This window comes from Ensifer sp. PDNC004, from assembly GCF_016919405.1.
GTDB lineage: Bacteria > Pseudomonadota > Alphaproteobacteria > Rhizobiales > Rhizobiaceae > Ensifer.
On sequence record NZ_CP070353.1, the window covers coordinates 188751 to 211391 of the forward strand.

20 protein-coding genes are annotated in these 22641 nt (G+C 63.5%); 15 read left to right on the top strand and 5 right to left on the bottom strand.

Annotation, left to right across the window (positions count from 1 at the left end; translation table 11 throughout):
• The first annotated feature begins 8 nt into the window (after positions 1–8).
• The 10 genes from aqpZ (at position 9) to ligA (ending at position 13502) form a co-directional block, all read left to right on the top strand.
• Positions 9–695, top strand: coding sequence for an aquaporin Z (gene aqpZ, locus JVX98_RS08780; RefSeq protein WP_192446739.1), 687 nt, complete (start codon positions 9–11; stop codon positions 693–695).
• A gap of 313 nt (positions 696–1008) precedes the next feature.
• The gene (locus JVX98_RS08785) at positions 1009–1935 is read left to right on the top strand and encodes a D-alanine--D-alanine ligase (RefSeq protein ID WP_043615911.1); all 927 of its coding nucleotides are present in this window, start codon (positions 1009–1011) and stop codon (positions 1933–1935) included.
• Entirely contained in the window at positions 1923–2873 is a 951-nt protein-coding gene (ftsQ, locus tag JVX98_RS08790; protein WP_205238340.1) for a cell division protein FtsQ/DivIB, read from the top strand. Before JVX98_RS08785 ends, ftsQ begins: the two co-directional genes overlap by 13 nt.
• Entirely contained in the window at positions 2870–4201 is a 1332-nt protein-coding gene (gene ftsA, locus JVX98_RS08795; RefSeq protein ID WP_034792498.1) for a cell division protein FtsA, read from the top strand. Before ftsQ ends, ftsA begins: the two co-directional genes overlap by 4 nt.
• Positions 4202–4298: 97 nt before the next feature.
• On the top strand, positions 4299–6086 hold the full coding sequence (gene ftsZ, locus JVX98_RS08800; RefSeq protein WP_192446737.1) for a cell division protein FtsZ: 1788 nt from the start codon (positions 4299–4301) through the stop codon (positions 6084–6086).
• Positions 6087–6420: 334 nt separating this feature from the next.
• Positions 6421–7374, top strand: a complete 954-nt coding sequence (gene lpxC / locus JVX98_RS08805) for a UDP-3-O-acyl-N-acetylglucosamine deacetylase (RefSeq protein ID WP_205238341.1) — start codon at positions 6421–6423, stop codon at positions 7372–7374.
• A 173-nt stretch (positions 7375–7547) separates the two neighbouring features.
• Entirely contained in the window at positions 7548–8414 is an 867-nt protein-coding gene (locus JVX98_RS08810) for an outer membrane protein assembly factor BamD (RefSeq protein ID WP_043615925.1), read from the top strand.
• A gap of 36 nt (positions 8415–8450) precedes the next feature.
• Positions 8451–10124, top strand: a complete 1674-nt coding sequence (recN, locus tag JVX98_RS08815) for a DNA repair protein RecN (RefSeq protein WP_192446735.1) — start codon at positions 8451–8453, stop codon at positions 10122–10124.
• 159 nt (positions 10125–10283) lie between these two features.
• Positions 10284–11273: a hypothetical protein gene (locus JVX98_RS08820; RefSeq protein WP_205238342.1), complete on the top strand. Its 990-nt coding sequence runs from the start codon at positions 10284–10286 to the stop codon at positions 11271–11273.
• Positions 11274–11348: 75 nt separating this feature from the next.
• Positions 11349–13502: an NAD-dependent DNA ligase LigA gene (gene ligA / locus JVX98_RS08825; protein WP_205238343.1), complete on the top strand. Its 2154-nt coding sequence runs from the start codon at positions 11349–11351 to the stop codon at positions 13500–13502.
• A gap of 31 nt (positions 13503–13533) precedes the next feature.
• Here ligA and JVX98_RS08830 read toward each other — a convergent pair whose 3' ends face one another.
• The 3 genes from JVX98_RS08830 to JVX98_RS08840 form a co-directional block, all read right to left on the bottom strand.
• A complete protein-coding gene (locus JVX98_RS08830; protein ID WP_205238344.1) occupies positions 13534–14187 on the bottom strand; it encodes a CatB-related O-acetyltransferase in 654 nt (217 codons plus the stop codon).
• Between the two features lie 206 nt (positions 14188–14393).
• Positions 14394–14801 carry a VOC family protein gene (locus JVX98_RS08835; RefSeq protein WP_192446731.1) on the bottom strand — a complete coding sequence of 136 codons (408 nt, stop codon included), beginning with the start codon at positions 14799–14801 and terminating at the stop codon, positions 14394–14396.
• Positions 14802–15131: 330 nt separating this feature from the next.
• The gene (locus JVX98_RS08840; RefSeq protein ID WP_192446730.1) at positions 15132–15431 is read right to left on the bottom strand and encodes a hypothetical protein; all 300 of its coding nucleotides are present in this window, start codon (positions 15429–15431) and stop codon (positions 15132–15134) included.
• Positions 15432–15680: 249 nt separating this feature from the next.
• Here JVX98_RS08840 and panC point away from each other — a divergent pair, with 249 nt between their 5' ends.
• The 4 genes from panC to JVX98_RS08860 all read left to right on the top strand — a co-directional run bounded on the left by panC (position 15681) and on the right by JVX98_RS08860 (position 18621).
• Positions 15681–16556, top strand: coding sequence for a pantoate--beta-alanine ligase (gene panC / locus JVX98_RS08845; RefSeq protein WP_192446729.1), 876 nt, complete (start codon positions 15681–15683; stop codon positions 16554–16556).
• 1 nt (position 16557) lies between these two features.
• Positions 16558–17379 carry a 3-methyl-2-oxobutanoate hydroxymethyltransferase gene (gene panB, locus JVX98_RS08850; protein ID WP_192446728.1) on the top strand — a complete coding sequence of 274 codons (822 nt, stop codon included), beginning with the start codon at positions 16558–16560 and terminating at the stop codon, positions 17377–17379.
• Between the two features lie 211 nt (positions 17380–17590).
• Positions 17591–18304, top strand: coding sequence for an AzlC family ABC transporter permease (locus tag JVX98_RS08855; protein WP_043615959.1), 714 nt, complete (start codon positions 17591–17593; stop codon positions 18302–18304).
• 2 nt (positions 18305–18306) lie between these two features.
• Positions 18307–18621, top strand: a complete 315-nt coding sequence (locus tag JVX98_RS08860) for an AzlD family protein (RefSeq protein ID WP_043615991.1) — start codon at positions 18307–18309, stop codon at positions 18619–18621.
• An 84-nt stretch (positions 18622–18705) separates the two neighbouring features.
• Here JVX98_RS08860 and JVX98_RS08865 read toward each other — a convergent pair whose 3' ends face one another.
• The gene (locus tag JVX98_RS08865) at positions 18706–20541 is read right to left on the bottom strand and encodes an aminopeptidase P family protein (RefSeq protein ID WP_205238345.1); all 1836 of its coding nucleotides are present in this window, start codon (positions 20539–20541) and stop codon (positions 18706–18708) included.
• Between the two features lie 579 nt (positions 20542–21120).
• On the opposite strand from JVX98_RS08865, the gene JVX98_RS08870 reads away from it, so the two are divergent.
• Complete coding sequence (locus tag JVX98_RS08870; RefSeq protein ID WP_205238346.1) at positions 21121–21393, top strand: hypothetical protein; 273 nt, start codon at positions 21121–21123, stop codon at positions 21391–21393.
• A 212-nt stretch (positions 21394–21605) separates the two neighbouring features.
• On the opposite strand, the gene JVX98_RS08875 is transcribed toward JVX98_RS08870, so the two are convergent.
• A complete protein-coding gene (locus JVX98_RS08875) occupies positions 21606–22481 on the bottom strand; it encodes a 50S ribosomal protein L11 methyltransferase (RefSeq protein ID WP_205238347.1) in 876 nt (291 codons plus the stop codon).
• Positions 22482–22641: the final 160 nt, after the last annotated feature.

The window sequence follows — 22641 nt, forward strand, 5'->3', positions numbered from 1 at the left end:
GCGAATGCATGTTCAAAAAGCTTTCAGCAGAATTTCTCGGTACATTTTGGCTCGTTTTTGGCGGTTGCGGCAGCGCGGTGCTGGCTGCTGCTCTTCCCGGCGTCGGTATTGGTTATCTGGGCGTCTCCCTCGCTTTCGGTCTCACCGTCCTGACCATGGCCTATGCGGTCGGCGGTATTTCCGGCGGTCACTTCAACCCGGCCGTTTCCGTCGGCCTGACGGTCGCGGGCAAGTTCCCGGCGTCGAACCTTGTCGGCTATGTCATCGCCCAGGTGCTGGGCGCGATTGCGGCTGCCGCCGTCCTCTATGTGATCGCCAGCGGCAAGGGCGATTTCCAGCTCGGCGGCTTTGCTGCCAACGGCTATGGCGAGCATTCACCCGGCGGCTATTCGCTGACGGCGGCGCTGGTGGCCGAAGTGGTGCTGACCTTCTTCTTCCTGTTCATCATTCTCGGCTCCACCCATGGCCGGGTGCCGGCGGGCTTCGCGCCCATCGCCATCGGGCTGGCGCTGACCCTGATCCATCTCGTCTCGATCCCGGTGACGAACACCTCGGTCAATCCGGCCCGCTCGACAGGGCAGGCGCTCTTTGTCGGTGACTGGGCGCTGTCGCAACTGTGGCTGTTCTGGGTGGCGCCGATCGTCGGTGCGGCGATCGCCGGCATCGTCTGGAAGATCGTCGGCGACGACGACTGATCAAGGTCAGGATACCGTCACGCATGGACCCGCCGCCCTCGATGCGGCGGGTTTTTTCATTTTTTTCTTCTGTTTATGCATTAGATTCAAGATTGCTCCGCAACCCTTTGATCTCTCGCTAAAATGCCTTGTTTCCACATGCGCCTGCGCCTGCAGGTGGCGTTTCATTTCCTGACTGGGGTTAACGAAAGTAAACGGTTCGTTAACCTTAATGACGTTCTAGTGACCCCAATGGCACAGCTGACTCGCGAGGGCGGGAGCCAGCCAGACGCAAGGAAACCTTGCGATAGTGGCGTATTGTCTGGGGGTTTGAATGAACGGCAAGCATGTGGCTGTCCTGATGGGCGGATTTTCTTCGGAGCGACCGGTTAGCCTGTCGTCCGGGGCTGCCTGTGCGGATGCCCTGGAGGCTGCCGGCTATCGCGTCACCCGCATCGACGTCGACCGCAAGGTTGCAGAGACGCTGGCCGCGCTGCGCCCCGACGTTGCCTTCAACGCTCTTCACGGTCCGTTCGGCGAGGACGGCACGATCCAGGGCATCCTCGAATATCTCGAGATCCCCTACACCCATTCCGGCGTGCTTGCCTCGGCGCTCGCGATGGACAAGGCGCAGGCGAAGCACGTAGCGGCTGCTTCCGGTATTCCGGTCGCCGATGCGCAGGTCATGGACCGCCATGCCTTCGGTCCGAAGCATCCGATGAAGCCGCCTTACGTCGTCAAGCCGGTGTCCGAAGGCTCGAGCTTCGGCGTCGTGATCGTCAAGGAAGATCAGTCGCATCCGCCGCAGGTGGTAACCTCGAGCGAGTGGCGCTACGGCGACCGAATCATGGTCGAGCGTTATGTCGCCGGCCGTGAACTGACCTGTGGTGTCATGGGCGACAAGGCGCTTGGCGTCACCGAAATCATCCCGCAGGGCCACGCCTTCTACGATTATGATTCCAAATACGTAAAAGGTGGTTCGCGCCACGTCATTCCGGCACAGATTTCACCAAATATTTACCAAAAAATACAAACACTCGCTCTGAAGGCGCATCAGGCAATCGGTTGCCGGGGCGTCAGCCGATCCGACTTTCGTTTCGATGACAGTTCCTCCGCTGAGGGCGAGCTGATCTGGCTGGAGATCAACACCCAGCCCGGCATGACTCCGACCTCCCTGGTGCCCGAGATGGCCGCGCATGCCGGCTACAGCTTCGGTGAGTTTTTGAGTTGGATGGTGGAGGACGCGTCGTGTTTGCGTTGAGGGGCAAAAGGGGCAAGAGGGTTCGTCACCTCGATGGCGCCGCCGCCGCCGATGTGGACGGCGCGCGCGTACTGCCGCGTCCGCTTCGTCGTGTCGTGCGCTTCTTCGTCAGCCTCGGTGCTGGCCGCGTTCGTTTTCCCGCTCATACCGGCACGCTGTCGGCAATCGCCTTCTTCGCGGCAACCGGCTTTTACGGCATGTCGCTCGGCGGCCACACGCAGAATTTCGCACAGGCCTCGACCACGGCCGCAGGCTTTGCGATCGAAGACGTCAAGGTTTCAGGCAACGACCAGACCTCGGAAATCGACATTCTCCAGCAGCTCGGCCTCGACGGCACGACGTCGCTGGTGGCGCTCGATATCGCCGAGGCGCGCAAGCTGATTGCGGAAATGCCCTGGGTGCAGGGCGTTACCGTTCGCAAGATCTATCCCGGCACCATCGAGGTCAGCCTCACCGAGCGCAAGGCTTTCGGCATCTGGCAGCACGGTTCCGACCTTTCGCTGATCGAGCGCAGCGGCAGCGTGATCGCGCCCTTGCGCGACAACAAGTTTGCGGCGCTGCCGCTCTTCGTCGGTCGTGACGCCGAAACGGCGGCCGCAGATTTCTACGACGAGTTTTCCCGCTGGCCGGAGATCCGCTCGCGGGTGAAGGCCTTCGTTCGCGTGGCCGGCCGCCGCTGGGACCTGCGCCTCGACAACGGCATCGTCGTCAAGCTGCCGGAGCACGACGTCGCCCGGGCGATGAAGGTGCTCTCCGACATGGAAAGCCAGCACCAGCTCCTCGAGCGCGACATCGCTGCCGTGGATCTGAGGCTTGAAGACAGAACAACAGTTCAGTTGACGCCGGACGCAGTGACCCGGCGCGAAGTTGCCTTGAAGGCGAGGGACAAGATGCTGAAGGCGCAGGAGACCGAAAAGAAGAAAGAAGGCCGCATATGAGTCTGTTCGGTTCCTCCAGCTTTGGCCTGCCGCGCCTGAAGCCGCTTTCCTCGAAGCGGTCTCATGTCGTCTCGGTGCTGGATATCGGTTCGACCAAGGTGGTCTGCATGATCGGCCGGCTGACGCCGCGCGCCGAAAGCCAGATCCTGCCCAACCGTACGCATAGCGTCGAAATCATCGGCATCGGCCACCAGAAATCCCGCGGCGTCAAGAACGGCGTCGTCGCCGATCTCGATGCGGTCGAGAGCGTCGTCCGGCTCGCCGTCGACGCGGCCGAGCGCATGGCCGGCCTCACCATCGACAGCCTGATCGTCAACGTTTCGGCCGGCCGGCTGCAGAGCGACGTCTACACCGCGACGATCGATCTCGGCGGCCAGGAAGTCGACGCCAACGATCTGCGCAAGGTTCTGTCGGCTGCCGGCCAGCAGTCGCTGCGCTCCGACCGCGCCATCCTTCACTCGCTCCCGACAGGCTTCTCGCTCGATGGCGAGCGCGGCATCCGCGATCCGCTGGCCATGTTCGGCGACGTTCTCGGCGTCGACATGCATGTGCTGACGGCCGAACGGGCAGCGCTGAAGAACCTCGAACTCTGCGTCAACCGCGCTCACCTTTCGGTCGAGGGCATGGTTGCCACCCCCTATGCCAGCGGTCTTGCAGCACTCGTCGACGACGAGGTCGAGCTCGGCTGTGCGGCGATCGACATGGGTGGCGGCACGACGACGATCTCGGTCTTTGCCGAAGGCAAGCTGGTTCACGCCGACGCTGTCAGCCTCGGCGGCCATCACGTGACGACGGATCTGGCGCGTGGTCTTTCGACCCGCATCGAGGATGCCGAACGGCTGAAGGTCGTGCATGGCTCGGCCCTGCCCAACAGCGCCGACGAGCGCGATATCGTTTCGGTTCCGCCGATCGGCGAGGACGACCGCGATCAGCCGACGCATGTGCCGCGCGCCCTCGTGTCGCGCATCGTGCGCGCCCGCATCGAAGAGACGCTGGAACTCATCCGCGATCGCATCCAGCGCTCGGGCTTCAGCCCGATCGTCGGCAAGCGCATCGTTCTGACGGGCGGCGCCAGCCAGCTGACCGGCCTGCCGGAAGCGGCCCGCCGCATCCTCGCCCGCAATGTTCGCATCGGTCGTCCGCTCGGGGTTTCCGGGCTGCCGGCCGCTGCCAAGGGTCCGGCCTTCTCCACGGCGGTCGGCCTGATGATCTATCCGCAGGTCGCCGACCTCGAGACCCATGCCTCCCACGGCGGCATGTTCTCGGCGCTCGGCGCCGGCAACGGCCGCATCGCCCGCATGGGCCAGTGGCTGAAAGAAAGCTTTTGAGTGACGGCTGGCTCCGAACAGGGACGGGGCCTGTGAAGACAAACTGAAAGATTTGGCCGGCTCGGCAAGGCGGCCAGAAAACAGAAGGAACGGGACTATGACTATCAACTTGCAGAAGCCGGATATCACGGAGCTGAAGCCGCGCATCACCGTCTTTGGTGTGGGCGGTGGTGGCGGCAACGCCGTCAACAACATGATCACCGCAGGCCTCCAGGGCGTCGATTTCGTCGTCGCCAACACGGATGCCCAGGCACTCACCATGACCAAGGCCGAGCGCATCATCCAGATGGGTGTTGCCGTCACCGAAGGTCTCGGCGCCGGTTCGCAGCCGGAAGTCGGCCGTGCGGCCGCCGAAGAGTGCATCGATGAGATCATCGACCACCTCAACGGCACCCACATGTGCTTCGTCACCGCCGGCATGGGCGGCGGCACCGGCACCGGTGCAGCCCCGATCGTCGCACAGGCCGCCCGCAACAAGGGCATCCTGACGGTCGGCGTCGTCACCAAGCCGTTCCATTTCGAAGGTGCGCGCCGCATGCGGCTCGCCGACCAGGGCATCGCCGAACTGCAGAAGTCGGTCGACACCCTGATCGTCATCCCGAACCAGAACCTCTTCCGCATTGCCAACGACCGCACGACCTTTGCGGACGCGTTTGCGATGGCCGACCAGGTTCTCTATTCGGGCGTTGCCTGCATCACCGACCTCATGGTCAAGGAAGGCCTCATCAACCTCGACTTCGCCGACGTCCGCTCGGTGATGCGCGAAATGGGCCGCGCGATGATGGGCACCGGCGAAGCTTCGGGCGAAGGCCGCGCACTGGCCGCAGCCGAAGCCGCGATCGCCAACCCGCTGCTCGACGAAACCTCGATGAAGGGCGCGCAGGGCCTGCTGATCTCGATCACCGGCGGCCGTGACCTCACCCTGTTCGAACTCGACGAAGCGGCAACCCGTATTCGCGAAGAAGTCGACCCGGATGCCAACATCATCCTCGGCGCGACCTTCGACGAAGATCTCGAAGGCCTCATCCGCGTCTCGGTCGTTGCCACCGGCATCGACCGTACGGCCGCGGAGGTGGCGGGTCGTTCCGCCGACTTTCGTCCGGTAGCAGCAAAGCCGGTCGTCCGTCCGTCTGCCGCCGTTCCGGCCCAGCAGCCGCAGGCCGTTGCCCAGCACCAGCCGGCCCCGGTTCACCAGCCGGTGATGCAGCAGCCTGTCGCCCAGCCGGTTCAGCAGCCGATGCAGCAGCAGGCTACCGCCGACCAGATCGCCGCCGCCATCCGCGAAGCCGAAATGGAACGCGAGCTCGACATCGCCACCCGCGCCGCCCAGGTGCAGGCCCAGGCTCCGGTTCAGCAGCCGATGCACGAAGACAACTTTCGTCCCCAGAGCAAGCTTTTCGCCGGTGCTGCACCGGTAGAAGCCGCTCCGGTCATGCGCCAGCCGCAGCCGCAGATGCAGCCGGTTCAGCCCCAGCCGCAGCCGATCATGCGCCAGGAGCCCGTCGCTCCGGTCATGCGCCAGCAGCCGGAACAGGTTCGCATGCCGAAGGTCGAAGACTTCCCGCCGGTCGTAAAGGCCGAGATGGACCGCCGCGCACAGCCGGCTGCCCCGATCGCGGAAGAGCGCGGCCCGATGGGCCTGCTCAACCGCATCACCAGCTCGCTTGGCCTGCGTGAACGCGAACAGACCCCGGCAGCCGCCGACATGACGGCTTCCGCACCGACCGCTGCTTCCCAGCAGCGCCGGCCGCTCTCGCCGGAAGCGAGCCTCTATGCGCCGCGTCGCGGCCAGCTTGACGATCACGGTCGCGCTTCGCCGCAGGCGCGCCCGCAAGAAGATGATCAGCTCGAGATCCCGGCGTTCCTGCGCCGTCAATCGAACTGATTGGAAGGCCCGTTCCTTCACCTTGCCGAATGCCCGGGCAACTGCCCGGGCATTTTTGCATTTTGTTCATCATTTCAGGTGTTTGGTTCCATGTTACGGACCGTCGCAAATGCGTAACAAAGCGAAACGAACAGTGATTTGGAATGGTGCCTCCAAACTCCTATTTTCAGACTCGGAATTGGGGACGCATGCGATTCGATCAAGCGCTGTCTGTTCGAAACGCAGAGGACCGGTCGTTGAGCCGGGACTCTCGGGCATCTTTCTTGTGCCCTGAAGATTGTTGCGTCCACCAGCAGGTTTTGGCCATCGGCCACAGGTATTGAAAGTGACGAGAATGGGAATCGAATTGCTCGGGTTTCAGACGACGATTGCAAGCCCGGTAACGCTAAAGGGAATTGGCGTTCACTCCGGTGCGGAAGTGTCGATCACCTTCCACCCGGCCGAAGCCGATGCGGGCATCGTTTTCCAGCGCGTCCTGTCCAACGGCCGGGTCAGCGAATACAAGGCGGTTTCCTCGCAGGTCGGCAACACCGATCTCTGCACTGTTCTCGGCATGTCGCCGGCGACCTCGATCGCCACGATCGAACATGTCATGGCTGCGATCTACGCGCTCGGTCTCGACAACCTCACGGTCGAAGTGCACGGCGCCGAAATGCCGATCATGGACGGCAGCTCCGAACCTTTCATCGACGCGATCGAGCTGGTGGGTGTTCGCGCCCTTGCGGTCAAGCGTCGCTACATCCGCATCGTCAAGCCGGTGCGTATCGAATCAGGCGCCTCCTGGTCGGAGTTCACGCCCTATGACGGCATGCGCTTCGAGGTTGAGATCGATTTCGATTGCCCGCTGATCGGCCGCCAGGCCTGGAAGGGCGACATGACGCCGTCCGTCTTCAAGCGCGAACTGTCGCGTGCCCGCACCTTCGGTTTCATGCGTGATGTCGAACGCCTCTGGGCCGCCGGCTTCGCACTCGGCTCCTCGCTCGAAAACTCCGTCGTCATTTCCGACGACAACGCCGTCATCAACGTCGAGGGCCTGCGCTACACCGACGAATTCGTGCGCCACAAGACGCTCGATGCGGTTGGCGACCTCTCGCTCGCCGGCGCGCCGTTCATCGGCTGCTACCGCTCCCACCGCGGCGGCCACAAGATGAACGCCAACGCGCTGAAGGCACTGCTCAGCGACCCGACGGCCTACGAAGTCGTCGAAACGGCAACCCCGCGCCAGCGTACCCGCGCGCGCGATATGGTTGCGGTGGCAGCTCCGGGCTTCGCGCCCTGGTCCGCATAACAAGAAAAGTCATCATCTCCTCCAGTCGCCGGCCGAAAGGCCGGCATTTTCATGATAGAGCTGCCACAAATTTGCATGAATCACCGATCATGACGTTGCGGTCTGAAGGTAACTTGCTCTAAAAGCGCATGTCTGGCGGGGTCCATGCCCGCAGAGTGGAACGGGAATATCCGATGGTTCTTGCAGTTTCTGTGGATTTGAAGAAGTCAGCGCGCGTCGCCGCCGTCATTGTCGCGGCTGTTGCCGGCAGCGCCCTGATCACCGCCTGCCAGAACGATCCCGATATCGACATCACCAAGCTGACGGCGGAGACCGATCCGCCGGAAGTGCTCTACAATCAGGGCCTTGCCAACCTCAATGCCGGCAAGACGACTGAGGCGGCGCGCAAGTTCGAAGCGCTCGACCGCCAGCATCCGTTCTCGGAATATGCCCGCAAGGCGCTGGTCATGAACGCCTTCGTTTCCTATCGTAACGGTCAGTACCAGGAGGCGATCAACGCCACCGGCCGCTACCTCAATCTTTATCCGCAGTCGGAAGACGCGGCCTATGCGCAGTACATCCAGGGTCTCGCCTATACCAAGCAGATCCCGGCGGTGACGCAGGACCAGAAGCCGGCCTTCAAGGCGATCGAAGCCATGCAGGCGGTCGTCGACCGCTACCCGGACTCCGAATATGTCGACGACGCCAAGTCGAAGATCCGCTTTGCCCGCGACCAGCTGGCCGGCAAGGAAATGCAGGTCGGGCGCTACTATCTCGAGCGCAAGGAATACCTTGCCGCCGTGTCGCGTTTCCGCGTCGTCATCGAGCAGTACCCGAACACCAACCAGGTGGAAGAGGCGCTCGCCCGTCTGACGGAAGCCTACTTCGCGATGGGCGTGACCCAGGAGGCGCAGACCGCTGCCGCCGTTCTCGGCCACAACTATCCGGACAGCCAGTGGTACTCCGATTCGTTCAAGCTGCTGCAGTCGGGTGGCCTGGAGCCACGTGAAAGCGGCAACTCCTGGATCTCGCGTGCCGCCAAGAAACTCGTCGGCGCCTGATCTTAATCAGCGCCCTCTAGGAAGATATGACCCCGGATGCTTGCCCAGCTTTCGATCCGCGATATCGTCCTGATTGAACGGCTTGATCTCAATTTCGACGCCGGGCTATCGGTGCTGACCGGTGAAACCGGGGCCGGCAAGTCCATCCTTCTCGACAGCCTGTCGCTGGCCCTTGGCGGGCGCGGCGACGGCTCGCTCGTCCGCCACGGCTCCGACAAGGGGCAGGTGACGGCGGTCTTCGACGTACCGATGGGGCATTCGGCGCGGCTGATGCTCAGGGAAAACGGCATCGACGACGACGGAGACCTGATCTTCCGTCGCGTCCAGTCGGCCGACGGCCGCACCAAGGCCTATGTCAACGACCAGCCGATCAGCGTCCAGCTGATGCGCCAGCTCGGGCAGACGCTCGTCGAAATCCACGGACAGCACGATGACCGCGCGCTCGTCGACATCGACGCGCACCGCACGCTGCTCGACGCCTTCGGCGGCACGGCCGACGAAGCGGCGCATGTGAGCGAACTCTATCGCGCCTGGAAGGATGCCGAGCGCGGCCTGAAGAAACACCGCGAGCGGGTCGAGGCGGCCGCGCGCGAGGCGGACTACCTGCGGTCCTCGGTCGAAGAACTGGAGAAGCTCAGCCCCCGCGACGGCGAAGAAGACGAGCTTGCCGAGAACCGGGCGCGGATGATGAAGGCCGAGCGCATTGCCGGCGACATCAACGAGGCCTCGGAGTTCCTCAACGGCAACGCGTCGCCGGTTCCGCTGATCGCCTCGCTCGTGCGCCGTCTCGAGCGCAAGAGCCAGGAGGCGCCGGGCCTGCTCGAAGAAACGGTCGAACTGCTCGATGGAGCGCTCAACCAGCTTTCGGACGCGCAGATGTCGGTCGAGCGGGCGCTGCGCAATACGGAATTCGACCCGAAGGAACTGGAGCGGGTGGAGGAGCGGCTGTTCGCGCTGCGTGCCGCCAGCCGCAAATATTCGGTTCCGGTCACGGAACTGCCGGCGCTTGCAGTCCGCATGATTTCCGATCTCGCCGATCTCGATGCCGGCGAGGAAAAGTTGAAGCAGCTCGATGCACAGGTCGGCGTGGCGCGGGTAGCGTTCGACGCTTCGGCGCGCTCGCTCTCCGAAAAGCGTCGCCATACCGCGACAGCACTTTCCGACGCCGTCATGGCCGAGCTGCCGGCGCTGAAGCTGGAGCGCGCACGCTTCATGGTCGAGGTACAAAGCGATCCGTCGCTGCCGACGGTCGACGGCATCGACCTTGTCGAGTTCCACGTCCAGACCAACCCCGGCACGCGGCCGGGGCCGATCATGAAAGTCGCCTCGGGCGGCGAACTTTCGCGCTTCCTGCTTGCGCTGAAGGTGGCGCTTGCCGATCGCGGCTCGGCGCCGACGCTCGTCTTCGACGAAATCGACACCGGTGTCGGCGGTGCGGTGGCCGACGCCATCGGCCAGCGGCTGAAGCGGCTTTCGGCGACGGTTCAGGTGCTTTCCGTCACCCATGCGCCGCAGGTCGCAGCCCGCGCGGCAACGCATCTCCTGATCTCCAAGGGCCCTTCGGCCGAGAAGGCCGAGATGATTTCCACCCGTGTCGCCCGCATGGACGACAAGGCGCGCACCGAGGAAATCGCCCGCATGCTGGCCGGCGCCTCGATCACCGAAGAGGCGAGGGCGGCAGCCGCTCGCCTGCTTTCCGGCAACGGCTAGATCGTCCTGCCGCCAAGTGGAAACATTGGCGGCTTTAGGATGCGATCTCCTCAGAGTGCCCATCCGAGCCCACGGGCTTGGGCTTCCTAAGCCTTTTGGTTGAATTGTTGCGCCGCTGCACCCGTGTTCTATTTCCTCTGCGGTTGGGGCACTTCGATCATGTGGGAGAAACTTCAGCATAGACTGGAGATCCGGTTTGCGCAGATGCGTGCGCATCCGGAACTGATCCTGCTCATCGCGCTCGCCTATGCCGGCCTTATCCTGACCATAAGGGACGCGAACCAGGAATTGGGCGGCTTCGGGGTGGTCGCGTGCGTTGCGATCGCCGTGATTGCAGCAACCCTTGTCGCAAGGCTAAGACGTGCCTCACAGTTCGGGCCGGCGGAGGAGGTGGCCGATCCTCAACCGCCGAACGTGGACGAAGCCACGCCGTTGGCGCTTGTGGCGCCCTGCGCGCGTGGGGACCGTTCCTATCTTGTCCGCGTCCCGGCGCCGACGGCGGTCGCCTATGATGTGGTCCGCAAGGCACAGGGTGTGTTTCGCAGCGGCGCGATCGATCCCGAAGAGGATATGAAAGCGTTCCATTCCGATCCCTACAGCCTGATCTGCCTCCAGGATCCCGACGAGAACATCTTCGGCTTCATCGACTACTACGCCTTCGAGAAGAACCACTTCAAACTGTTCCTGCAGGGCCACTATGCCTTCGACAATCTCTTGGCGAGCGGCCTGCTCGCCCACCCACAGGCGCGAAAGGCGAAAGTCGTCTATCTCGCGACCATCCTCAACCTGAGCTTCCTGCTCGATTCCATGCGTGCCGAGCGTCGGCGGCAGAACGGCATCCTCGTCTGGGCGACGGTCTCGGCGATCCTCGAACACCACACGTTCCCGCCCGATGGCATCGACATCTACAGCATCGGCTGGGACAAGGGCGGGGCCGCGATCCTGAAGATGTTCGGCCTGCAGCCGGTCAGCCGGGTTATGCGTGGCGAGGCGAAAGGCAAATGGATCTACTGCAAGCGTGGCGTCCAGAAAAAGGACCTCGAGGCCATCCGCGGCCGCTATCAGAAGCGCTATGAACGCTGGTGCGAGCTGGATGTCCGGCCGCTTGGCGGGCTCGCGACGGGGAGGGCCAATGCCACGGGCGCGTGAGTTGACGGCGCCGGACGGTCTTTTCTTTCCCAGCGGTTGCTCTACAAAACGACTCCGAATCCGGAGTTGTCGCGCATGTCCCAAGAATTGAAACCCGTCGAGAATCTCAACGAAGCGGAAGCGGCCGAAGCGCTTGCCTTTCTTGCGGCTGAGCTTGCGCGCCACGACGCGCTTTATCACGGCAAGGACGCGCCTGAGATTTCGGATGCGGACTATGACGCGCTGAAGCGGCGCAACGACGCGATCGAGGCGCGTTTTCCGGCGCTGATCCGCGAGGACAGCCCGTCGAGGAAGGTGGGCGCCGCCCCCTCCGTCACCTTCCAGCCGGTCGTTCATGCCCGGCCGATGCTGTCGCTCGACAACACGTTTTCCGACGAGGACGCCCGCGATTTCGTCGCCTCGGTCTATCGCTTCCTCGGTCAGCTGCCTGACAATTCGATTGCCTTTACCGCGGAGCCGAAGATCGACGGGCTCTCCATGTCGCTGCGCTACGAGAACCGCCGGCTGGTGACGGCCGCAACCCGCGGCGACGGTACGACCGGTGAAAACGTCACCGCCAACATCCGCACCATCGGCATGATCCCGCAGACGCTGCCGGCGGGCGCGCCTGATATCGTCGAGGTGCGCGGCGAAATCTACATGGCGAAGTCGGATTTTGCCGCCCTCAACGCCGAGATGGCGGCGCTCGGCAAGCCGCTCTACGTCAACCCGCGCAACACGGCTTCCGGGTCGCTGCGCCAGCTCGACGCCAAGGTGACGGCGAGCCGCAAGCTGCGTTTCTTTGCCTATGCCTGGGGCGAGATTTCGGACATGCCCGCCGATACGCAGATGGGCATGGTCGAGGTCTTCAAGTCCTGGGGCTTCCCCGTCAACCCGCTGATGCAGCGGCTCTCCTCGGCCGATGCGCTGCTCGAACATTACCACCACATCGAGCGCGAACGGCCGGATCTCGACTACGACATCGACGGCGTCGTCTACAAGGTCGACCGGCTCGACCTGCAGGCCCGCCTCGGTTTCCGCTCGCGCTCGCCGCGTTGGGCGACGGCCCACAAGTTCCCGGCCGAGCAGGCATTTACCCGGCTCACCGCAATCGACATCCAGGTCGGCCGCACCGGCGCGCTGACGCCGGTTGCGCGCCTGGAGCCGATCACGGTCGGCGGCGTCGTCGTCACCAATGCGACGCTGCACAACGAGGATTACATCAAGGGTCTCGGCAATTCGGGCGAGCCCATCCGCGAGGGCCGCGACATCCGCATCGGCGACATGGTGATCGTCCAGCGCGCCGGCGACGTCATTCCGCAGATCGTCGATGTCGTCATGGACGAGCGTAAGGAAGGCTCCGAGCCCTATCGTTTCCCGACGACATGCCCCGTCTGCGGCAGCCATGCGGTGCGCGACATCAACGAGAAGACCGGCAAGGTGGATGCGGTACGCCGCTGCACCGGCGGCTTCGTCTGCCGCGCCCAGGCGGTCGAGCACCTCAAGCACTTCGTCTCGCGCAACGCCTATGACATCGAGGGCCTCGGTTCCAAGCAGATCGAGTTCTTCTTCGAAAGCGAGGATCCGACGCTTTCGATCCGCACGGCGCCCGACATCTTCACGCTGGAGAAGCGCCAGGAGGCGTCGCTCACCAAGCTCGAAAACATCGACGGCTTCGGCCGCGTCAGCGTGCGCAAGCTCTATGACGCCATCAATACGCGCCGCTCCATCGCGCTCCAGCGGTTCATCTACGCGCTCGGCATCCGCCATGTGGGCGAGACGACGGCGAAGCTCTTGGCGCGCTCCTACGGCACTTATGAACACTTCGGCACGGCGATGAGCGAGGCTTCGACGTTTACGGGCGACGCCTGGAACGAACTCAACAGCATCGACGGCATCGGCGAGGTCGTCGCCCGCGCCATCGTCGAGTTCTACAAGGAGCCGCGCAACCTCGAAGTGGTCAACCGGCTGCTGTCCGAGGTGACGCCGGAGGCGGCGGAAACACCGGTCGCCAGCGACAGCCCGGTCGCCGGCAAGACGGTCGTCTTCACCGGTTCGCTTGAAAAGATGACGCGCGACGAGGCCAAGGCCAAGGCGGAAAGCCTCGGCGCCAAGGTGGCCGGATCCGTATCGAAGAAGACGGATATCGTGGTTGCCGGCCCGGGGGCCGGCTCCAAGCTCGACAAGGCCCGCGAACTCGGTGTCGCGACCATGGACGAGGACGAGTGGCTGGCGCTGATCGGCGGGTGATCCCCGCCGGTTGGCAATCGGCGGAGCGTCGTTAAGCCTGCCTGCTGTCGTACTCTTCGGAGGCGGCTTTGAGGGCGGCAATATCGTCGGCGCAGATGAAACGGCGCAGCGCGTCGAACTTTGCTCGTTCCCACCGGTAGATGCCGAGCGCAAGCAGCGTCTCGACATCGGCCGCGGGGAAGCGCTGGCGGACGGGGCGGGCGGGGTTCCCCGCAACGATGGTGTAGGGTGCAACGTCCTTCGTGACGATGGCGCCCGACGCCACGACGGCGCCTTCACCCAGCGTCACACCCGGCATGATCATGGCCCGCATGCCGATCCAGGCGCCGTCGCCGATGAGGGTGTCGCCCTTGCCGACATAGGCTTCGCCGATCACTTCGAGGAAGGGATATAGGCTCACCCAATCGGTGCGATGGGTGTGGTTGCCACCCATGAGGATCACCGCCTCGGCGCCAATCGCGACATAGTCGCCGATCCGCAGCTGGTCGATCGGCCATTGCGGCTCCCAGGCCTTTAGACTGTAGTCGTCGCCATAGAGGTAGCGAACCACACTTTCCTCGAAGGAACCGGTCCAGGCGTTGCTGTAGTAGCTGTTGGTGCCGCGCACATGGATGTTCGGGTTGCGCACGGTCTCGTGCAGAAGCTCGACTTTGGACCAATGCTTGGCTTCGACCTTCGTGGACATGGGGTTCCTCATTCTCAATGCTTGCAAGCGAAGCTGCGTCCGCTCGCCTTTCGTATTCCGTCCCAACTATCGGATTTACCGACCGCTTTCTTCTCAAATCGAGCGCCGACCGGAAGCTCTGGCCGGCACTGCGACCATTCCATCACACAAAAACGCCCGCCACTTTGGGCGGCAGGCGCAAGGTTTCGGGGTACTGCCTGAGATCATCAGCCCTGCTGCTGGGCTGCTTCCTGGTCCATCCACATGAACTCCCAGACGTGGCCGTCGAGGTCCTGGAAGGAAATGCCGTACATGAAGCCGTAGTCGAGCGCCGGCTTCCAGGGCTTGGCGCCGGCAGCGAGCGCCTTGGCGAGCATGTCGTCGCATTCGGCGCGGCTTCCGGCAGAAAGGGCGGTGATGACTTCGGTGCCTTTGCGGGCATCGCTGATCTCGCCGGTGATGAAGTCACGGAACTTCGGTTCGGTCAGGAGCATGACGAAAATATTGTCCGAGATCACAGTGCAAGCGGCCGTATCGTCGGAGAACTGCTCGTTGAAGGTGAAGCCGAGCGCGGCGAAGAATGCGCGCGAGGCCTTCAGATCCTTGACCGGCAGGTTTACGAAAATCATGCGCATGAAATGCTCCTTGGAATGGATTTTGTGTTTTACGGATCTGATCACTTCGTTGTTTTTCCGAAACCGCGAAGCGATCCAACTCTTTGATTGACGCAACTCCGGACGGAAAACCGCGTCGCACTTTTCCTGGAGTTGCCCTAAGGACGAACGCCGGTCGACGGTCCCGACATCGGCTCAAAGATTTTTTCGAGCCGGGCGGATGTGGGGCGCAACTTCAGGTTTTCAAGCGGAGCGGGGCCTGCGTCGAAGCTGCTATTGGATCGACGGGTGCTAGCGGCTGCGTGCAGCCTCAAAGGGCGCTCGAAGGCGCGCCGCGGCTTGGTGCCATTGTCACTTCACGGTGCAGATGCCGTTGGCGCCGCCTTTGCCGGTGTAGGACACGCTCGGCGAGCCGTCGGGATTGATGCTGAGCGAGATGGTAACGCCCGCACCCTTGGCCTCGTAGTAGTTCTCGTTGAACACCTTGAGCTTCGCTTCCTTGCCATTGATGTAGATCGGGCCGCCTTCGTCGGCATGGACCTCGATCTTGCCGGGGCAGGTGGCGTTGACGAGCGGGATTTTGGCTTCGGCGGCCGCGGCGAAGGCAAGCGTCGGGACAAGAAGGCCGAGAAGGCGCAGGCAGGGTTTCATCTCGCTCTCCAGCGTGGGTTGCAGGTGGCATCGATGGCCAACCGTGACAGGCTGTCGGTGGAAGTCAAGCGCGGCCGCGCGTCATCAACCTGTCATCAATCCGATTGTTTTTTTGCGCTGCACAAGATAGAGGATTGCAGCCGAATTTTATGCAAATGCCTTTTCACGGAGCAGGTCGCGACCATCTCCGAAGGCAGCGCGCCAGCATCCCAAAGGGCAGGGCGCCGGCGCGGATTGGAGGGTCCGGAGATGAAGACGTTCACCACCATCGCCGAGCTGCGTGCAGCGCTTGCCGAGCATAAACGTGCCGGCCAGACCGTCGGCTTCGTGCCGACCATGGGCTACCTGCATGTCGGCCATATGGAGCTGATGCGCCGGGCGCGCGAGGAAAACGACATCGTCGTGGCCAGCATCTTCGTCAATCCGCTGCAGTTCGGCGCCAACGAAGACCTCTCCAAATATCCGCGCGATCTCGCTCGCGACCAGGCGATGCTCGAAGCGGGCAGCGTCGACTATCTCTTCGCCCCCGGTGTGGCCGACATGTATCCGCGGCCGATGGAGACTGCGGTCGACGTGCCGACGCTCGGCAGCGAGCTCGAGGGCGCGGTGCGCCCCGGCCATTTCGCCGGAGTCGCCACGGTCGTTACCAAGCTCTTCAACATCGTCGGGCCCGATCGTGCCTACTTCGGCGAGAAGGATTTCCAGCAGCTGCAGATCATCCGCCGCATGGTGGAGGACCTTGCCCAGCCGGTGACCGTCATCGGCGTGCCGACGGTCCGCGAGGCCGACGGGCTCGCCTGCTCGTCGCGCAATGTCTACCTGACGGCGGAAGAGCGGCGTGCGGCGGCGATCGTGCCGAAGGCGCTCGATGAGGCGGCCCGTCTCGTCGCATCCGGCGTCTACGATGTCGCGGCACTCGAAAAGGCCGTGACCGCCTTCCTTGCGGGCGAGCCGCTGGCGAAGCCCGAGGTCGTGGCGGTCCGCGATCCCGAGACGCTGGAGACGCTTGAAACCATCGGCGACCGGCCGGTGCTGCTGCTTCTCTTCGTCCGCTTCGGCACGACGAAGCTGCTCGACAACCGTGTGATCGCCCCGAAATCCGCGTCCTTTGCAAAGGTTGCCTGACATGAGCGTGCAGTCACAGAAGCGTCGTCTCAGCCCCGCCAACATCGAAGCGCTGAAGGGCGAACGCCCGATCGTCAGCCTGACGGCCTATACGACGCCGATCGCCCGGCTGCTCGATCCGCATGTGGATTTCCTGCTGGTCGGCGATTCCGTCGGCATGGTGCTCTATGGGCTCGACACCACCGTCGGCGTCACGCTGGAAATGATGATCGCCCATGGCCAGGCGGTCATGCGCGGGTCGGAGCGGGCCTGCGTCGTCGTCGACATGCCCTTCGGCTCCTACCAGGAATCGAAGGAGCAGGCGTTCCGCAGTGCCGCGCGCATCCTCAAGGAAACCGGCTGCAGCGCGGTGAAGCTCGAGGGCGGGGCGGAGATGGCCGAGACGGTCGAGTTCCTCGTCAGCCGCGGCATTCCGGTGCTTGGCCATGTCGGGCTGATGCCGCAACTCGTCAACACGACAGGCGGCTATCGCTCGGTCGGCCGCAACGACAAGGAAGTGGCAAAGATCCGCCGCGACGCCAAGGCGATCGACGATGCCGGCGCGTTTGGCATCGTGATCGAGGGGACGGTCGAGCCGGTCGCCCGCGAGATTACCGCCGAGCTGCGCTCGCCGACGATCGGTATCGGCGCATCGCCGGCCTGCGATGGCCAGATCCTCGTTTCCGACGACATGCTCGGCCTTTTCAACGACTTCAAGCCGCGCTTCGTCAAGCATTTCGCCGAACTGGCACCGGCCATCTCCAAGGCGGCCGAGGCATATGCAAACGAGGTGAAGGCGCGCACCTTCCCCGGTATCGAGCATACGTTCCAGGTCAAGAAGTAGGCGGCAGCTGGCCCGCGCGGGCCGCATGTTCCAAGCGACAAAGCGTACCGGTTTCTTGATCGGTGCGCCTTTTGTTCAAGCCTCGTTCGCCGAGGCATCATAAAATTCAATCATTGTATCAGCGCATTTGAATTGTTGCCGGGGGCGCAAGCGCCTATCAGTCCGGCACCGGCCGCGCGGCGCGTCATCGCCTCGGCCGGCGGAGGTTTCCATGAAAAAAGATGAATTCTGGGAAGGGGTCCGCGGCGGCTTTCCCATCATGCTGGCAGCATCGCCCTTTGGCGCGCTGTTCGGGGCGCTTGCGGTCGATAACGGTTTTACCATTGCCGATGCGGTTTTCATGAGCGCGACCGTCTATGCCGGCGCCAGCCAGATGGTCGGCATCGAGCTCTTCGGCAACCATGTCCAGCCCTGGCTGGTGGTGCTCTCGGTCTTTGCCGTCAACTTCCGCCACGTGCTCTATTCGGCCTCGATCGCCAAATATGTCCGGCACTTCACCTTCGGGCAGAAGTTCCTCGCCTTCTTCCTGCTGGTCGATCCGCAATATGCCGAGACCGAGAAGCGCGGTGAGCGCGGCTTGCCGATCACCTTTGCCTGGTATCTCGGCTTCGGGCTGATCATCTACGTTCCCTGGATCATCAACACGCTGGTCGGCGCGATCTTCGGGCAGATGATCGGCGATCCCAAGGCAATCGGCCTCGATGTGCTCTTGCCGGTCTATTTCATGGGCCTTGTCATGGGCTTCCGCAAGCGGGACCGGTTCCTGCCGATCGTCATCGTCTCGGGGCTGGCTTCCGTCGCCGGCATGCATTTCGTCGGCTCGCCCTGGCATGTCAGCATCGGCGCGCTCGCCGGCATCTTGCTCGCCGCCATCCTGCCGCCAAGCGGACAGGCTGCAGCGCCGGCTGTCGAGAAGGAGGCATGACGATGGATCCGCAGCACCTGAACCTCATCTATCTGATCGTCGCCGCGGCCGTTGCGACCTTCCTGACGCGTGTCGGCGGCTACATCCTGATCACCCAGATGAAGCAGATCCCGCCGCGGCTGGAGGCGGCGCTGAACGCCGTTCCGGCAGCCGTTCTCACCACGCTCGTCGCGCCGGCCTTCGTTTATGGCGGGCTCGACGTCACGATCGCTATGTTCATCGCCTTTGCCATCGCGCTCGGGCTGAACCTCTCGACGCTGCGCATGCTTGTCATCGGCTGGGTCGTAGTGATGGTGATCCGCCACCTGGTGATGTAGGGCCAATCGACGTCCGATACCGGAAATGAAAAACGCCGCGCTCAAGGAGCGCGGCGTTTTTTATTGTGTCGGTCGGCGACTGACTCAGCGTGAGACCGCTTCCGTTGCGGCCTTCAACCAGGCGCGGGTCTCGTCGCTCGCCAGCAGCGGCATCAGCTTTTCGCGCGTCTCGGCGTGATAGGCGTTGAACCAGGCGAGTTCCTCGTCGGTCAACAGCGCCGGCAGCACCAGGCGGCGGTCGATCGGGCAGTAGGTGATCGTGTCGAAGCCGAACATCGGCAGGTCGCCACCGTCGACCATCGTTGCCGGCTGCACGACGATGAGGTTTTCGATGCGGATGCCGAAGGCGCCGGGGCGGTAGTAGCCGGGCTCGTTGGAGAGGATCATGCCGGGCAGCAGTTCCTGCGTCGAAAGACGGGCGATGCGCTGCGGCCCCTCATGCACCGAGAGATAGGAGCCGACGCCGTGGCCGGTGCCGTGGGCATAGTCGGCGCCCGCCTTCCAGAGCGCGATGCGCGCCAAGGGATCAAGATCGACGCCGCGCGAGCCCTTAGGGAAGCGGGCCGTGCTGATCGCGATCATGCCCTTCAGTACCAGGGTGAAGAAGCGCTTCTGCTCTTCCGGCACCGCGCCGATGGCGACCGTGCGGGTGATGTCGGTGGTGCCGTTGATGTATTGCGCGCCGGAATCGATCAGGAACATGGTGCCCGCCTCGATCGCCTGGTCGGTGGCGGTGTTGACGCGGTAGTGCATGATCGCTGCATGCGCGCCGGCGCCGGAGATCGTGTCGAAGGAGATGTCCTTCAGCGGGTTCTGCATGCGCTCGCCGACGGTGGTGCGCGCCGCTTCCAGCTGGTTGGTAGCAGCGATCTCGGTCACCGTGCCCGGCTGCTGGCCGTCGAGCCAGGCGAGGAACTCGACCATGGCGGCGCCATCCTGCAGATGGGCGCGGGTCGAGCCTTCGATTTCGGCCGTGTTCTTCTGGGCGCGGGGCAGGCGGGCGGGATCGACCGCCTCGACGATCTTGCCGCCCTTGGCGCGGACCAGCTCGGAAATGGCAAAGGACGCGAGGTCCGGATCGATCATGACGGACGCGCCGGCAGTGCCGAGCGCGGCCAAGCGATCGTCGAAGGTCGACGGTGCCGCGATCTCGGCGATCTGGGTGAGATAGGCTTCCTGTTCGATGCCGGTCTTGCGCTTGTCGAGGAAGATCTCGGCGCGGCCGTCGGCGTGGATGATCGCACGCGCGAGCGGATGCGGCGTGTGCGGCACGTCGGAGCCGCGGATGTTGAAGGTCCAGGCGACGGAGGAGGGGTCGGTCAGCACGACGGCTTCGGCGCCCGCCTTGGAAAGGCCGGCTGCGATCGTCGCGATCTTGTCCTTGGCGAGCGTGCCCGCATGCTCGATCGGCTGGATCGTCACCTTGCCGAGCGGGGCAGCCGGACGGTCCGTCCAGATCCTGTCGAGCGGGTTGTGATCGAGGAAGACGAGCGAACCGCCGAGGGTGGCGAGCGCCTTTTCCAGCCGGCGGACTTCCGCACCGGTGTGCACCCAGGGATCGATGCCGAGCTTGAAGCCCTTGGTTCCATGGTTTTCCAGCCAGAGATGCGGCGGCTCGCCGATGAGGTCGCCACCGGTAAAGACCGCGCCATCGACCTGTTCCTTCAATTGGGTGACGTAGCGGCCATCGACGAAGACGACGGCTTCACGTTGCGTGATGAGGGCGACGCCGGCCGAACCGGTGAAGCCAGTCAGCCAGGACAGGCGCTCGGACGAGGCCGGCACGTACTCGCCCTGGAACTCGTCGGCGCGCGGCACGAGAAAGCCGTCGATGCCGAGGGCCGCGAAGGACGCGCGCAGGGCTTCGGTGCGCTCCTTGCCGAACTGTGGCGTGGAGGTGACTTCAAAAGACTGAAACATGAGGGAATTCCGGTAGATTGAGCGGCAAACCGCGGGAAAAGATGGGCCATGTTAGCGGAAACGGCCCTTTGGAGGAAAGAGGCGATATCCTGCGATGGCGGCCTGATCCGCGGTTCGTGCAAAGCTGCAGTTGTGCTGCGGTAAGAGAGCAATTGCCCATTTACCATACATATGCGCTCAGCGCATGGCACCCATGCTCAGAAAACTCTTTCTCTATCGGAATAATAGTTTATAAGCCGCCTCAACGAACACGGACGAACATCCGGTGGTTCAAAAAAGCTGCGGTTCCGAGAATAGTTGGTCACTCTGTTCTCCTCCTCCCTCAAGGGTGGTCAGCTTCGGAACAGTAGACGCCCGCTCGAGCACTCCTCCTCCTCAGGCTCGCGGGCATGGTTGGCCACAAGCCAACCAGCAGGCGATGCCTCTGGCATCGCCTTAGTTTCGAAAGGCCGCCCGTCATGAAGGACGAGGCGGCCTTTTCGTTTTTCCCGCAACCCGCTAAACCGCATAGCCGACATTCTCCGTCGTGCTTCCGGTGCGTTTGATGAATCCCACCCAGCCCTTGATGAGATGGATAAGATGCAGCGAGAGCCCGCGACTACAGACAAACGGGTCAAAGTTCTTCAGGGCAACGACAACCTGAAGCGCGTTTGGATCGTTCAGCGCGAAGACGGCGCGTACGTTATCAAGCCTGAGGAGTGGTATCAAAACGTGATCGACGGAGAACTTATCGCTGAAGGTTGGAAGCCGATTTATGGAGACTTCGGTCTCTTTGGAGGCGCGGCGTTAGCCGAGCGCGAAGCACTGGTCGAGTTTGATTGGTTGACAGAAACCCAGCGTCCTTCGGTGTAAAGCCTCCGAATACCCGCAAATCCTGGCGGCAATTGCTACCTAGTTTTCATGTCGATCCAAATCCCAGGCCGTAGCCCATTCCCCTCCCACGCGGGCGGAGGGGGTGCACGGTGGCGGTCGTTGTGATTTGGAGTTTAATCTCTGAGTGGAGTGGCGCCGCAAGCCGCTTCGCCCGGCAGGCCGGGTAAGGGGCAGCGCCAATCGTTACCCGCTCACTTCTCCAGGTGAATCGTCACCCAGCCGTTGCGCCAGATGGTGCGCACGTGGCGTAGGTGCTGGCCGTTGTAGTGGGCAAGCACCTTCCAGCGCTGTTCGGCGAGAATGCCGGACAGGATCACCGAGCCGCCGGGGGCAAGGTTGGCGACGAGTTGCGGCGCCATCTTCATCAAGGGGCGGGCGAGGATGTTGGCGATGATGAGATCGAACGGGCCGTTGGTGCTGAAGGCTGTCGAGTGGAAGCCGGGTGCTGTCGCAAAAGTCATGCCGGTGACGACGCCGTTGACGCGGGCGTTCTCCTCGGCGACGCGGGTGGCGATCGGGTCGATGTCGGTGGCAAGCACCGGCACGTGCATCAGCTTCCAGGCGGCAATCGCCAGCACGCCGCTGCCGGTGCCAAGATCGAGCACGTTGCGAACGGTGCGGGTGCGCGCGACGGTGGCCAGCACTTCGAGGCAGCCGGCAGTCGTTCCGTGGTGGCCGGTGCCGAAGGCCTGGCCGGCGTCGATCTCGATGGCGATCTCGCCGGTCTTGACCTTGTCGCGGTCATGCGACCCATGCACGACGAAGCGGCCGGCGCGCACCGGCGCCAGACCCTCGAGCGACTTGGCGATCCAGTCGATATCCGGCAGCACTTCGCGCTCGATCGGCAGATGGGCGAAGTTTTCGGAGAGGGCCTCGGTGAGACGCTCGTTCACGCTCTCCTCGTCGACCATCATCATGTAGATCGAGGCTTCCCAGATGTCGCGCTTCTCGTCGACTTCCGTCGTGCCGATGGCATAGTCCTCTTCGCCGAAGACCTCGCTCATGCGGTCGAGCACGGCTTCCGCCTGCTTCTCGGTGGTGGTGACGAAAAGTCTGATCTCGCTCAAGGGTCCGTCCTTCGGCTGGCAAATCCGCCGCCCGCACCAGGCCGTGAAGGGGTGCGCTCGAGCGTCGGCAATCGTGTGCTGTGCGCTATCACGATTGCCCTGCAAAGGCAAAGCGCCGGACGGGGCCGGCGCTTGCATCTTCAGGTCAGGATCGAAGGGC

Coding starts and splice junctions, on each gene's coding strand:
- recN (WP_192446735.1), top strand. CDS start 8,451: ATGCTTGCCCAGCTTTCGATCCGCGATATCGTCCTGATTGAACGGCTT.
- lpxC (WP_205238341.1), top strand. CDS start 6,421: ATGGGAATCGAATTGCTCGGGTTTCAGACGACGATTGCAAGCCCGGTA.
- JVX98_RS08810 (WP_043615925.1), top strand. CDS start 7,548: ATGGTTCTTGCAGTTTCTGTGGATTTGAAGAAGTCAGCGCGCGTCGCC.
- ligA (WP_205238343.1), top strand. CDS start 11,349: ATGTCCCAAGAATTGAAACCCGTCGAGAATCTCAACGAAGCGGAAGCG.
- ftsA (WP_034792498.1), top strand. CDS start 2,870: ATGAGTCTGTTCGGTTCCTCCAGCTTTGGCCTGCCGCGCCTGAAGCCG.
- aqpZ (WP_192446739.1), top strand. CDS start 9: ATGTTCAAAAAGCTTTCAGCAGAATTTCTCGGTACATTTTGGCTCGTT.
- JVX98_RS08835 (WP_192446731.1), bottom strand. CDS start 14,801: ATGCGCATGATTTTCGTAAACCTGCCGGTCAAGGATCTGAAGGCCTCG.
- JVX98_RS08865 (WP_205238345.1), bottom strand. CDS start 20,541: ATGTTTCAGTCTTTTGAAGTCACCTCCACGCCACAGTTCGGCAAGGAG.
- JVX98_RS08855 (WP_043615959.1), top strand. CDS start 17,591: ATGAAAAAAGATGAATTCTGGGAAGGGGTCCGCGGCGGCTTTCCCATC.
- panB (WP_192446728.1), top strand. CDS start 16,558: ATGAGCGTGCAGTCACAGAAGCGTCGTCTCAGCCCCGCCAACATCGAA.
- JVX98_RS08830 (WP_205238344.1), bottom strand. CDS start 14,187: ATGTCCACGAAGGTCGAAGCCAAGCATTGGTCCAAAGTCGAGCTTCTG.
- JVX98_RS08820 (WP_205238342.1), top strand. CDS start 10,284: ATGTGGGAGAAACTTCAGCATAGACTGGAGATCCGGTTTGCGCAGATG.
- JVX98_RS08870 (WP_205238346.1), top strand. CDS start 21,121: ATGCAGCGAGAGCCCGCGACTACAGACAAACGGGTCAAAGTTCTTCAG.
- ftsZ (WP_192446737.1), top strand. CDS start 4,299: ATGACTATCAACTTGCAGAAGCCGGATATCACGGAGCTGAAGCCGCGC.
- JVX98_RS08840 (WP_192446730.1), bottom strand. CDS start 15,431: ATGAAACCCTGCCTGCGCCTTCTCGGCCTTCTTGTCCCGACGCTTGCC.
- JVX98_RS08860 (WP_043615991.1), top strand. CDS start 18,307: ATGGATCCGCAGCACCTGAACCTCATCTATCTGATCGTCGCCGCGGCC.
- panC (WP_192446729.1), top strand. CDS start 15,681: ATGAAGACGTTCACCACCATCGCCGAGCTGCGTGCAGCGCTTGCCGAG.
- JVX98_RS08785 (WP_043615911.1), top strand. CDS start 1,009: ATGAACGGCAAGCATGTGGCTGTCCTGATGGGCGGATTTTCTTCGGAG.